The organism is Cupriavidus sp. DL-D2 (genome assembly GCF_039710735.1).
In the GTDB taxonomy this organism is placed as follows: domain Bacteria; phylum Pseudomonadota; class Gammaproteobacteria; order Burkholderiales; family Burkholderiaceae; genus Cupriavidus.
Genome location: NZ_JBDKXK010000004.1, coordinates 336,755 through 349,331 on the forward strand (window position 1 = coordinate 336,755; position 12,577 = coordinate 349,331).

12 protein-coding genes are annotated in these 12,577 nt (G+C 65.0%); 9 read left to right on the forward strand and 3 right to left on the reverse strand.

Going from position 1 to position 12,577, the window contains the following annotated elements; all coding sequences use genetic code 11:
• The first annotated feature begins 130 nt into the window (after positions 1 to 130).
• From ABDB81_RS04470 to ABDB81_RS04485, 4 genes are all read left to right on the forward strand, one after another.
• The gene (locus ABDB81_RS04470) at positions 131 to 1,576 is read left to right on the forward strand and encodes an amidase (RefSeq protein ID WP_346810027.1); all 1,446 of its coding nucleotides are present in this window, start codon (positions 131 to 133) and stop codon (positions 1,574 to 1,576) included.
• A gap of 54 nt (positions 1,577 to 1,630) precedes the next feature.
• Entirely contained in the window at positions 1,631 to 2,947 is a 1,317-nt protein-coding gene (locus ABDB81_RS04475; RefSeq protein WP_160471507.1) for an MFS transporter, read from the forward strand.
• Positions 2,948 to 3,154: 207 nt separating this feature from the next.
• Entirely contained in the window at positions 3,155 to 3,967 is an 813-nt protein-coding gene (locus ABDB81_RS04480; RefSeq protein WP_160471509.1) for an AzlC family ABC transporter permease, read from the forward strand.
• Entirely contained in the window at positions 3,964 to 4,287 is a 324-nt protein-coding gene (locus ABDB81_RS04485) for an AzlD domain-containing protein (RefSeq protein WP_137924998.1), read from the forward strand. The genes ABDB81_RS04480 and ABDB81_RS04485 overlap by 4 nt, the downstream gene beginning before the upstream one ends.
• A gap of 10 nt (positions 4,288 to 4,297) precedes the next feature.
• Here ABDB81_RS04485 and ABDB81_RS04490 read toward each other — a convergent pair whose 3' ends face one another.
• The 3 genes from ABDB81_RS04490 to ABDB81_RS04500 all read right to left on the reverse strand — a co-directional run bounded on the left by ABDB81_RS04490 (position 4,298) and on the right by ABDB81_RS04500 (position 6,734).
• Positions 4,298 to 4,924 (reverse strand): helix-turn-helix transcriptional regulator, encoded by a 627-nt coding sequence (locus ABDB81_RS04490; protein ID WP_346809930.1) that lies wholly within the window; start codon positions 4,922 to 4,924, stop codon positions 4,298 to 4,300.
• Positions 4,925 to 4,966: 42 nt separating this feature from the next.
• Positions 4,967 to 5,476, reverse strand: coding sequence for a hypothetical protein (locus ABDB81_RS04495; RefSeq protein ID WP_346809932.1), 510 nt, complete (start codon positions 5,474 to 5,476; stop codon positions 4,967 to 4,969).
• Between the two features lie 151 nt (positions 5,477 to 5,627).
• Positions 5,628 to 6,734 carry a helix-turn-helix transcriptional regulator gene (locus tag ABDB81_RS04500; RefSeq protein ID WP_346809933.1) on the reverse strand — a complete coding sequence of 369 codons (1,107 nt, stop codon included), beginning with the start codon at positions 6,732 to 6,734 and terminating at the stop codon, positions 5,628 to 5,630.
• Between the two features lie 365 nt (positions 6,735 to 7,099).
• Here ABDB81_RS04500 and ABDB81_RS04505 point away from each other — a divergent pair, with 365 nt between their 5' ends.
• From ABDB81_RS04505 to purE, 5 genes are all read left to right on the forward strand, one after another.
• On the forward strand, positions 7,100 to 8,296 hold the full coding sequence (locus ABDB81_RS04505; RefSeq protein ID WP_137925001.1) for a phosphoglycerate kinase: 1,197 nt from the start codon (positions 7,100 to 7,102) through the stop codon (positions 8,294 to 8,296).
• 100 nt (positions 8,297 to 8,396) lie between these two features.
• Positions 8,397 to 9,836, forward strand: coding sequence for a pyruvate kinase (pyk, locus tag ABDB81_RS04510; protein WP_346809936.1), 1,440 nt, complete (start codon positions 8,397 to 8,399; stop codon positions 9,834 to 9,836).
• Between the two features lie 112 nt (positions 9,837 to 9,948).
• Positions 9,949 to 11,013, forward strand: coding sequence for a class II fructose-bisphosphate aldolase (fba, locus tag ABDB81_RS04515; RefSeq protein WP_137925003.1), 1,065 nt, complete (start codon positions 9,949 to 9,951; stop codon positions 11,011 to 11,013).
• Between the two features lie 125 nt (positions 11,014 to 11,138).
• Positions 11,139 to 12,047, forward strand: coding sequence for a phosphoribosylaminoimidazolesuccinocarboxamide synthase (locus ABDB81_RS04520; RefSeq protein WP_346809938.1), 909 nt, complete (start codon positions 11,139 to 11,141; stop codon positions 12,045 to 12,047).
• Between the two features lie 21 nt (positions 12,048 to 12,068).
• Positions 12,069 to 12,566 (forward strand): 5-(carboxyamino)imidazole ribonucleotide mutase, encoded by a 498-nt coding sequence (purE, locus tag ABDB81_RS04525; protein WP_137925005.1) that lies wholly within the window; start codon positions 12,069 to 12,071, stop codon positions 12,564 to 12,566.
• Positions 12,567 to 12,577: the final 11 nt, after the last annotated feature.

Consider the following 12,577-nt stretch of genomic DNA (forward strand, 5'->3'; position numbering starts at 1 on the left):
ATTCTGAATATAGTATACCGACACAAACACGCGCAGACTGGTGGTTCCCACCCGTCCACGTACAACATCTGGAGCCCCCGTGACCCTGCCCGACCTGCCGCCGGCCGATCTTCCCAATGCTGTCTGCCGGATGCCCGTGCATGTCGTGGCCGCCCAATTGGCGCGCGGCGAGACCACTTCGGTGGCGCTGGTCGATGCGTGCCGGACAGTATGGGAATCGCAGAACGGTCAGATCAACGCCATCGTCGTTGCTGACTTCGAGGCGGCGCGCGAAGCGGCTGCGCAGAGCGATGCACGCCGACAGGCTGGTCGTACGCGTGGGGCGCTCGATGGCGTGCCGTTCTCGATCAAGGAATCGTTCGATGTGGCGGGATGGCCCACGACCTGTGGCGCGCCGGCCCGCACCGGCCATCGCGCCGTGGCCGATGCCGTGGTCGTGGAGCGGCTGCGCGCGCACGGCGCCGTGCTGCTCGGCAAGACCAACGTGCCGCTGGGCCTGCGCGACTGGCAGAGCTACAACGCGATCTACGGCACCACGCGCAATCCGCATGACCTGACGCGCACGCCCGGTGGATCGTCGGGCGGCAGTGCGGCGGCGGTTTGCGCCGGCATGAGCTACTTCGATATCGGCTCGGACATTGGTTCTTCGCTGCGCAACCCTGCGCACTACTGCGGCGTGTTTTCACACAAGAGCAGCCACGGCATCGTGCCGTTGCGTGGCCATGGCAATGCTGAGGCGGGGTTTGTCGAGCAGGACATCAACGTGGCCGGCCCCGTCGCACGCAGTGCGCGCGATCTCGAACTGGTGCTGCGCGCCATTGCCGGCCCCGATGCCGCCGATGCGCCGGCATGGCAACTGGAACTGCCGCCGTGCGATCTCGACCGGCTGGCCGATTTTCGTGTGGCCGTGCTGTCAACGCACCCGCTCGCCGAGGTCGATGCGACGGTCAGCGGCGCGATTGAAAACCTCGGCCACTGGCTGGCGGAACAGGGCGCACAGGTGGCGTGGAACGTCCGCCCCGATTTCGATGCTGCCGAACTGTGGCGCGTCTACGTACTGCTGCTGCGCGCCACGACCTCGTTCCATATGGATGACGCGGCGTTTGCCGAGGCAATGCGGCGTGTCGATCCCGCCAAAGTCGATGACATGGATTACGCGACGATGCAGTTCACGGGCGCCACGCTCACGCATCGCCAATGGCTGTTGATGCAGCACGCACGCGAACGCTTTGCACGGGCGTGGAGCCGATTCTTCGGCGACTACGACGTGCTGCTGTGCCCGGCAGCGTCCACCACCGCGTTTCCAATCGACGAAGTCGGCGAGCCGTGGCAACGCACGATTCAGGTCAATGGCAAGCCGCTGCCGCTGACATCGCAATTGTTCTGGGCCGGCCATTCGGGGCTGTGCGGATTGCCGTCGACGGTGGCGCCCATCGGTCCTGCACGCGACGGCCTGCCCGTGGGCGTGCAGATCGTGGCGCGCCGCTTCGGCGATCTCACGTCGCTGCGTTTCGCACAGCGGCTGGAAGACGCGGGCTACGGCTACCGGGCCCCGCCGCGGCCATCGCAGCCATAAAGACATCGACACATCACCACACAGACACATAGAGAGACCAAGGGGAGGGCGATCATGCTGGACTGGTTCAAGGAGTTGTCGCGCGCGGAGCGCAAGGGGTTCTACGGGGCGTTTCTCGGGCATGCGGTCGATGTGTTCGACTTCATGATCTATTCGTTCCTGATTTCCACGCTGCTGGCGCAGTGGGGCATGAGCAAGTCGATGGCGGGCGCCATCGTGACGTGGACGCTGGTGTCGTCGCTGGTGGGTGCCGTCGGTGCCGGGTTGCTGGCCGACCGCTTTGGCCGCGTGCGCGTCCTGCGCTGGACCATTATCGTGTTCGCCGTGTCGTGCTTTCTGTGCGGCATCGCCAATTCGCCCGAGCAACTGATGGTGTTCCGGATGATGCAGGGGCTGGGGTTTGGCGGCGAGTCGTCGCTGTGCATGGTGCTGGTGACCGAGCTGATCAAGAACCCGGCGCATCGAGGCAAGTACTCGGGCTTCACGGCCAGCAGCTATTCGTTTGGCTGGGGCGGCGCAGCCATCGCATACGCCATCACGTTCAGCCTGTTCGAGCCGGAGACGGCATGGCGCGTCTGCTTCTTCCTCGGCATCCTGCCCGCGCTGGTGGTGGTGTATCTGCGCCGTAATCTCGAAGAGCCCGAAGTCTTCCTCAAGAGCCGTGCCGAGCGCGCAGCCGAGGGCCGGGTTTCGGCGATGGCCGATCTGTCACGCGTGTTCCGTCGTCCGTTGCTGCGCAAGACGCTGCTGTGCAGCCTGCTCTCGGGTGGCATGCTGGGCGCGTACTACGCCATCGCCACGTGGCTGCCCACGTTCCTGAAGACCGAGCGTGGGCTCTCGGTGTTCGGCACCAGTTCCTACCTCGCCGTGACCATCCTCGGCTCGCTGGTGGGCTATGTGGCGGGCGCCTATGCCACAGACCGCTGGGGCCGCCGGCTGACCTATATCGCATTTGCGGCCGGGGCGTTCGTGATGGCGATGATCTACATGGTGATCCCGGTCTCGAATACATCGATGCTGTTTTTGGGCTTTCCGCTGGGCGTGCTGATGCAGGGCGTGTTCTCGGGCATCGGCGCGACAATCTCGGAGTCGTATCCAAGCGCGGTGCGGGCCACGGGCTACGGCGTGTCGTACAACCTGGGTCGTGTGATCGGTTCGTTCTTCCCGCTGGCCGTGGGCTGGCTCAACAGCGGACGCACGTCGCTGGCGCTGGCCATTGCGATGGTGGCTGGCGTGGGCTATGCGGTGGTGATCGTTTCGGCCGCGCTGCTGCCGGAGACCTCGGGGATCGACCTGAACCAGGCGGGTGGCGGCGACGATCAGGAAGATCCCGCTGCCGCGCAGGCACCGGTGGCGGCGCGTCCAGCCTGATGCTGCTTTTCAGCATTTTCTAAAGCAGGCGGGCGAGGAAACAACAGTCGAAACATCACTTTTAAGTCACCGCTTACCAACGGCAGTCTCCGCCCTATAATGGGGCCTTCGCCATCGGCCGCGCCTTGCGTGGCCGATGGTCATTCCGATGACGATGCCGCCCAAGACGGCCGCCATCCCTCCCGCTCCTGCTTTTTGCCTCCGCCCATGACACCCCGACAGTTGTCCCCGGCATGGACTCGCCTCTGGCATCGCTTTGCCGAAGTCGAGCGCAACGCCTTTCTCGACGGCGCGCGTTTCTTTGCGCCTTCGTTGCCCGCGGTGTTCTCGTGGGGGTTGGTGACCGGGGTGGCCATGAGCAAGTCGGCGCTGACCGTGCCGCAGGCCATCGGCATGTCGCTGCTGGTCTACGCAGGGTCCGCGCAACTGGCCGTGCTGCCGCTGTTTGCCGCCGGCCTGCCGATCTGGACGGTCTGGCTGACCGCTGCCGTGGTGAACCTGCGCTTCCTGATCTTCAGCGCCGCGCTGCTGCCGCATTTCAGCTATCTGCCGATGTGGCGCCGCACGCTGCTGGGATTCTTCAACGGCGACCTGCATTTCGTCTATTTCATGCAGCGCTATGCCGAGCCGGGCTACGCGCCGGGCAAGGAAGGGTATTTCTGGGGCATGGCGCTGACCAACTGTGCCACGTGGCAGGTCTCGTCGCTGATCGGCATCCTGTTGGCGAGCATGTTCCCGGACAGCTGGGGCCTGGCGCTGGCCGGCACGCTGGCGCTGATTCCGGTGATGGTCTCGACGATCAACTCGCGTTCCACGCTGATGGCGGTGGTGGTGGCCGCCGTGGTGGCGCTGCTCTGCTTCGACCTGCCGTACCGGCTGGCCCTGGTACTGGCGGTGCTGGCCGCGATTGCCGCCGGCATGGCCAGCGACGAGATGGCGAACCGGGCCACGCTGCGCGCCATCAAGCGTGGCGGCGGAGGCCGCGAGGCAGGCGCCCCGCAACCGGGAGACCGCACATGAGCGCCATCGACACCTGGATCGCCATCCTCGGCATGACCGTTGTCACCGTGCTGTCGCGGGCGCTGTTCCTGATGGCTGGGGAGCGCGTGACCGTGCCCGACCGCATCCAGCGTGCGCTGCGCTATGCGCCGGCTGCCGCGCTGGCGGCCATCATCTTGCCGGACCTGTTGACCTTCGAGGGGCATTTCACGATTTCGCCGACCAACGACAAGCTGATGGCCGGCATTGCGGCCACGCTCTGCTACGTGCTGACGCGCCGCATGGTGGGGATGATCGCGGTGGGGATGATCGTCTATACCGCGCTGCGGCTGCTGGGTTAGCGGCGAGTGGCTAGCGATCGTCGTGCATGACCGGCTCGCTCAGCACGCTGCCGAGCCGCGTGAGCAGGTGAGCGAGCTGGGCCTGTGTGCTCGTGTTCGTCTTGGTGAAGATCGACTTGAGCTGCGAGCGGCTGGTCTCGCGCTTGATGCCGAGCTGCAGGCAGGCGTCGGGCAACCCGATCCCCGTGGTCAGCAGTAGCGCCAGCCGGCACTCCGCAGGCGTCAGTGCGTAAAGATCCCGCAGCACGGACGGCACCGCGCGGGGTACGCCGTGGTTCTCGTGGATGGTGACCAGCACCGGATGGCCTTGCCAGTCGGGTGACAGATACGCGGCCGGCTTCATCGCCAGGGCTACGATCTGCGCGGCACGGCCATCGGCGCCAATGGCCTGGACGGCCTGGGTGGGCTGTAGCCTGCCAGGATCTCCCACCGCCCGGAAGACTTCGCCGAAGGGCCGCGACAGGCGCCAGGCCGGGCCGTTGCCGTTGCTGGTGTGATTGGCATTGGGCATGCCGCTGCCATTGCCATTGATATTGCCGTTGGAAGGCTCGCCGCCGCCCGGTTGCAGCCGGCGTATCCATGGCTCGCCTGCCGGGTTGTGCATCAACGGCTTGCCCGATTCTCCAAAGACGATCACGCCAAACGGCAGCCGGTTCAGCAGATCCGCCGAAACATGCCCCTAGGCTGCCACGCCATGCATGCGCTCGCGCAGCGCCATGGCTTCTCGCAGGTGCGGGATGGCCCAGTCGAGCTTTCTTGCATCGTCCTCCGAGAACACGACTTCACTGGCAGGCCGCTGGAATGCCAGGTACACCTCATGGCTGGATTGCCGGTCTACCAGGCAAGCCATGACGGAAGCCGGCGGCGGTTCTTCGAGCGCGCGTCCGTCCAGCGGATACCGGGCCGAGACCGGGACCGGCAATTCGCGCCGGTCGATATGCCAACTGCCCACCGGCAGGCTACCCGCGGCGGGCAGGCCGGAGATCAGGCCCGGCGAACGCGACCACTGCGACGGATCTCCCGCCACGCCATGGACGGTATGGCGGGCCAGCACGGTGTGCCGGCCGGCATCCACGATCAACAATGAGGCCTGCGTGCTGTCGCTGAAACGGCAAAGCGCAAAGAGGCTGCGTTGCCACGCGAGCGGGTCGAACACTCCTTGGTAAAGACCGCGAATTGTCTCGTGCATGTCACCTTCCTTCATCCTGCTCTTCCTGTCTCATTTCTTGTTCTCATGGTTGCCGCCGCATAGGTGCACGTGCCCCCGAGGGGCCGCGCAAAGACCGGGATTGGCCTGCCTGCGGGGGGAGGAGAGTTACCGCGAAAAGCGCCGGTGGCGTTCAGCCGCCGTCAAGGGCCGCCGACAGTTTCGTCAGCAGGTGCGTCAGTTGGGGCTGGCTGGTGCAGCCGGTCTTCAGGAAGATCGACTTGAGTTGCGTGCGCGCGGTCTCGTGCCGGATGCGCAGTTGGCGGCTGGCCTCGGGCAAGGCTTCGCCGGTGGCAACGCGGGATGCAAGCCGTGTCTCGGCGGGCGTCAGCGCGTAGAGGTTTCGTAGCGCGGTGTCGAGCAGCACCGAAGGGGCGCCGGCCTCGTGCACCACCACCATGGCTGCCGGTTGCTGCCACTGCGAGGCAAACGCATGGGCGGGGGGTATCGGCAGCACCAGCACCTCGGCGTGGTTGCCGAGACTGTCCGTCGCCCGGGCGGCCTGGGCGCCGAGCGGCGTGGCGGGGTCGCAGGCAGCCTGAAGCATATCCGGGAAATGGCGCGAGAGTTGCCAGCCGGCCGTTTTGCCAGCAGGGTCCAGGCGGCGCGCCCAGCGCTCACCGGCGGTGTTGGCCAGCAGCAGGCGGCGGTCGGGCGTGTAGACGATCAGGGCAAACGCCAGCCGCTCGATCAGCCGCGAGGAAAGGGACGCCAGCGTGGACAGCGCCAGCGTGCGCTCGCGCATCGCGATGGCGGTACGCATGTGGGGCACGACCCAATCGAGTTTGCGGGTGTCCTCGCCGGAAAACGCCTCCTGCGACATCGCTCGCTGCATCGAGAAATAGACTTCGTAGTGCGGCTGCCGCTCGACCAGGCATGCCACATAGGAGCGCAGGTCGAAGCGGTTGAAGAAGTCGCGATAGAACGGGTGGCGCGCCATGGCCTGCGGCCCCAGGTCACGCGCGTCGATGTACCAGGCCCCCGGCACCAGGCGGGGCGCAAAGGACTTGGCCGGATCGATGACCTGGAATTCGGCTTCGTAGGCGGTGAACAGTTCGGTGACGGGGTTGACGACTTCATTGACGGTGACCTGATCAGTCACGGTATCCCACACCATCATCGACGCATGCGCGGAACCGGCCATATTGGTCACCGCACGGAGACTTTGCTGCCACGCCCCTGGATCCAGAATGCCCTCGTACAACCCACGGATGGCACCGTGGACAGCTGCTTGGTCCATGTGACTACCCCTTAGCATTCCAACGACAACAGTCCTTCCCGCTGTACCGGACTGGCCGCGGGAATGGTCGTGCGTCAAACGTCCGATCTAGGTCGGTTGCCCCACATAATGTACTAAAAAAATCAAAAATGGTCGGGGTGTCTGACAATGCATATGTTTAATACATTGGGCCATACATTACCGGAAGCGGCGGGGACTGCAACTAGTCCAATACCCCTATGAAGTGGGGGGTCAACTACGATGCGAGTGTTGTATGAGCCGCAAGGGGCCGAACCCGCAAATCCGCAACGACGATCAGGTAAAATGCCGGTTTCCCCGAAATTTATGTGCGGCCGCGTGCCGTTCATGCCTCTGCGCTCCTCGCCATGACCTCTGTTCTGCGTCTTTCCGATCTCATTTCCCAAGGCAAGCTTTCCGGCAAGCGTGTGTTCATCCGCGCCGATCTGAATGTGCCCCAAGACGACGCAGGAAACATTACCGAAGACACGCGCATCCGCGCCTCGGTGCCGGCCATCCAGGCCAGTCTTGAAGCAGGCGCCGCGGTGATGGTGACTTCGCATCTGGGTCGCCCGACCGAGGGGGAGTTCAAGCCCGAGGATTCGCTTGCGCCTATCGCCACGCGCCTGTCCGAACTGCTGGGTAAGCCCGTGCGTCTGGTGCAAAACTGGGTCGATGGTGTGGACGTGGCGCCGGGGCAAGTCGTGCTGCTGGAAAACTGCCGCGTCAACAAGGGTGAGAAGAAGAACAGCGACGAACTGGCCCAGAAAATGGCCAAGCTGTGCGACGTGTACGTCAATGACGCATTCGGGACAGCCCACCGTGCCGAAGCCACCACCGTCGGTATCGCGAAGTACGCTCCCATCGCCTGCGCCGGCCCCCTGCTGGCCGCCGAGATCGATGCGCTGGGCCGCGCGCTGGGTCAGCCGGCCCGTCCGCTGGCAGCCATCGTGGCCGGCTCCAAGGTCTCGACCAAGCTGACCATCCTGAAGGCGCTGGCCGACAAGGTCGACAACCTCGTGGTCGGGGGCGGTATCGCCAATACGTTCATGCTGGCCGCCGGCCTGAAGATCGGCAAGTCTCTGGCCGAGGCCGACCTCGTGGGCGACGCCCGCGCGATCATCGACATCATGGCCGCCCGCGGCGCCTCGGTGCCGATTCCGGTCGATGTGGTCTGCGCCAAGGAATTCAGCGCCACGGCCGCCGCCACGGTCAAGGACGTCAAGGACGTGGCCGACGACGACATGATCCTGGATATCGGTCCGAAGACCGCCGCCATGCTGGCCGACCAGTTGAAGTCCGCTGGCACCATCGTCTGGAACGGTCCGGTTGGCGTGTTCGAGTTCGACCAGTTCGGCAACGGCACCAAGGTGCTGGCCGAGGCCATCGCCGCATCCAAGGCGTTCTCGATTGCAGGCGGTGGCGATACGCTGGCCGCCATCGCCAAGTACGGTATTGCCGACCGCGTGGACTATATCTCCACGGGTGGCGGTGCCTTCCTAGAATTCCTCGAAGGCCGCAAGCTGCCGGCCTTCGAAGTGCTGGAACAACGCGCCGCAGGCTGATGCGGCGCAGCGGGGCCGGCCATATCCCGGCCCCGGCAAGTAACACTATGACCCGACTGTTCGAAGCCCCTTTACGCCCCCATTGAAGGAAGCCGCCCGCATGTCCCGTTCCACCAAGATCGTCGCCACCATTGGTCCTGTCTCCAGCACGCTGGAAGTGCTTACCCGCATGATCGGGGCCGGTGTCGATGTGGTGCGCCTGAATTTCTCGCATGGCACCGCGCAGGATCATATCGACCGTGCGGCCATGGTGCGCGAAGCGGCTGCGGCCTGCGGGCGCGAGGTGGCCATCATGGCCGACCTGCAGGGCCCCAAGATCCGCGTGGGCAAGTTCGAGAACGGCAAGGTCACGCTGAAGGTGGGTGATTCGTTCGTGCTCGATTCCAATTGCCAGGTCGGCAACGAGCAGCGCGCTGGGCTGGACTACAAGGACCTGCCGCGCGACGTGGGCCCGGGCGACGTACTGCTGCTCAACGACGGCCTGATCGTGCTGGTGGTGGACCGCGTGCTCGGCAGCGAGATCTTCACCACGGTGCGCGTGGGCGGCGAGCTGTCGAACAACAAGGGGATCAACCGCCAGGGTGGCGGGTTGTCGGCGCCGGCGTTGACCGCCAAGGACATGGAGGACATCAAGACCGCCATGGCGCTGGGCGCGGACTATCTGGCCGTGAGCTTTCCGAAGAACGCCACGGACATGGAAATGGCGCGCCAGCTGGCGAACGTGGCCGGGCAGCAGCACAACCATAAGGCACGCATGATCGCCAAGATCGAGCGTGCCGAGGCGATCCGGCCCGGCGTGCTCGAGGAAATCCTTAACGCGTCGGACGGCATCATGGTCGCCCGTGGCGACCTGGCCGTGGAAGTGGGCAATGCTGCCGTGCCGGCGCTGCAAAAGCGCATGATCCGCCTCGCGCGAGAAGCGAACAAGCTCACGATCACGGCCACGCAGATGATGGAAAGCATGATCGTGAACCCGGTGCCGACGCGCGCCGAGGTCTCCGACGTGGCCAACGCCGTGCTCGACGGCACCGATGCCGTGATGACCTCCGCCGAAACCGCTGCCGGGCGCTATCCGGTGGAAACGGTCGAAGCGATGGCGGCGATCTGCATGGAGGCAGAGAAGTCGGAAGTGGTGCAGCTCGACACCGATTTCCTGAACCAGACGTTCTCGCGCATCGACCAGTCGATCGCCATGGGTGCGTTGTTCACGGCCTATCATCTAGGAGTGAAGGCGATTGCCGCGCTGACCGATTCCGGCGCCACGGCGCTGTGGATGAGCCGCCACCGCATCCACGTGCCGATCTACGCGATGACCCCGAACCTGGCGTCGCAGCGCAAGATGCAGCTGTACCGCAACGTGGTGGCGCTGCCGCTGCAGTCGAGCACCGACCGCGACGAGGCGCTGGAGCAGGCAGAAGAACTGCTGCTCGCGCAGGGCGTGGTGCAGCACGGCGATTTCATCGTGCTGACGATCGGCGAGCCGATGGGCCAGGCCGGCGGCACGAACACGCTCAAGATCGTGCGCGTGGGCAGCAAGTAACAACGTCCGGTGTGGTGCCGCGGACAGACGCGGCACCGAGGATGCGCGAACCTGCCCGGTGCCGCATCGACAAGAATTCAGAACCTCAAGCTTTTACATTCAGGAGTCAGACATGCCACTCGTTTCCATGCGCCAGCTGCTGGACCATGCCGCCGAGAACAACTACGCCCTGCCGGCGTTCAACGTGAACAACCTCGAACAGGTCCAGGCCATCATGCAGGCCGCCGACGAGGTGAACGCTCCGGTGATCATGCAGGCTTCGGCCGGCGCCCGCAAATATGCCGGCGAGCACTTCCTGCGCCACCTGATCGAAGCCGCGGTGGAAGCCTACCCGCACATCCCCGTGGTGATGCACCAGGATCACGGCCAGTCGCCGGCGATCTGCCAGGGCGCCATCGACCTGGGCTTCTCGTCGGTGATGATGGACGGCTCGCTGCGTGAAGACGGCAAGACCCCGGCCGAGTACGAGTACAACGTGGACGTGACGCGCAAGGTCGTGCAACTGGCCCACGCCGTGGGCGTGACCGTGGAAGGCGAACTGGGCTGCCTGGGCTCGCTGGAAACCGGTGAAGCGGGCGAGGAAGACGGTATCGGCGCCGAAGGCGTGCTGGACCACTCGATGCTGCTGACCGATCCCGAGCAGGCTGCGGACTTCGTGAAGGCGACCCAGCTGGACGCCCTGGCCATCGCCATCGGCACCTCGCACGGCGCCTACAAGTTCACGCGCAAGCCCACGGGCGACATCCTGGCCATCAGCCGCATCAAGGAAATCCACGCGCGCATTCCGAACACCCACCTGGTGATGCACGGTTCGTCGTCGGTGCCGCAGGAACTGCTGGAAGAAATCCGCAAGTTCGGTGGCGACATGAAGGAAACGTATGGCGTGCCCGTGGAAGAAATCCAGGAAGCCATCAAGTACGGCGTGCGCAAGATCAACATCGACACCGACATCCGTCTGGCGATGACTGGCGCCATCCGCCGCTTCTTTGCCGAGAACCCGAGCAAGTTCGACCCGCGCGAATACCTGAAGCCGGCCCGCGAAGCAGCCAAGCAGGTGTGCAAGGCCCGCTACGTGGCATTTGGCTGCGAAGGTCAGGCCAGCAAGATCAAGGGCCTGTCGCTGGTGGATATCGCTGGCCAGTACAAGGCCGGCAAGCTCGCCCAGGTCGTGCAGTAAATCGTGTTTCTCCGCCCCGTCTGCGCAAGGTTTGCGCGCGGGGCGTTCGTTCTTCATGGGGCTTCGCGTAACGTGGCGTTATGCAGGAAGCCCCGCTTGTTTTCAGCCGCAGCCGCTTTCACATCATGTCCGACGCCCTCTACGAATCCTCCATCCAGTCCCTGCCGCTGCTCGGCAAGGGTAAGGTCCGCGACAACTACGCCGTGGGCGACGACAAGCTGCTGATCGTGACCACCGACCGCCTGTCGGCGTTCGACGTGATCATGGGCGAGCCGATCCCGGCCAAGGGCCGCGTCCTGAACCAGATGGCGAACTTCTGGTTCCGCAAGCTCGCGCACATCGTGCCGAACCACGAGACCGGCGTGACCGCCGAGAGCGTGGTGTCGCCTGACGAAGTGGCGCAGGTGAAGGGTCGCGCCGTGGTGGTCAAGCGCCTGAAGCCGATCCTGGTGGAAGCGGTGGTGCGCGGCTATCTGGCCGGTAGCGGCTGGAAGGACTACCAGGCCACGGGCAAGGTGTGCGGCATCGCGTTGCCGGCCGGTCTGCAGAACTCGCAGAAGCTGCCCGAGCCGATTTTCACGCCAGCGGCCAAGGCGGATCTGGGCGAGCACGACGAGAACATCTCGTTCGAGGAAACCGAGCAGCGCATTGGCAAGGAGCTGGCCGCACAGATGCGCGACATCTCGATCCGCCTGTACAAGGAAGCAGCCGAGTACGCCGCCACCCGCGGCATCATCATTGCCGATACCAAGTTCGAGTTCGGCCTGGATGAGGACGGCACGCTGACACTGATGGACGAAGTGCTGACCGCCGATTCGTCGCGCTTCTGGCCGGCGGATTCGTATCAGGTGGGCACCAACCCGCCGTCCTTCGACAAGCAGTTCGTGCGTGACTGGCTGGAAGCCGTGCGCATCGACGGCAAGCCGTGGCCGAAGACCGCGCCGGCGCCGCAACTGCCGGACGACGTGGTGCAGAAGACCGCCGACAAGTACAAGGAAGCGCTGACCCGCCTGACCGGCGAGGCACTGCTGTAAGACACACGGATTGGATGAGAAATGACTGAAGCAGCAAAGCCCGTGGTGGGCGTGGTGATGGGCAGCAGTTCCGATTGGGACGTGATGCAGCACGCCGTGGCCATGCTCAAGGATTTCAACGTGGCATTCGAAGCCCAGGTGGTGTCCGCGCACCGCATGGCCGACGACATGTTCGCGTACGCCGAGTCGGCGCGCAGCCGTGGCATCCGCGCGATCATCGCCGGTGCCGGCGGTGCTGCGCACCTGCCGGGCATGATCGCCGCCAAGACCATCGTGCCGGTGTTCGGCGTGCCGGTGCCGTCGAAGTATCTGCGTGGCGAGGATTCGCTGCTGTCGATCGTGCAGATGCCCAAGGGCGTGCCGGTTGCCACGTTCGCGATTGGCGAAGCCGGTGCTGCCAATGCGGCGCTGCACGCGATCGCCACGCTGGCCACCACCGACGACGCGCTGGCCAGCGCGCTGGAGGCATTCCGCGCGAAGCAGACCGAAGCCGCACGGGCGATGAAGCTGCCTGTTTGAACCTTTGCTGA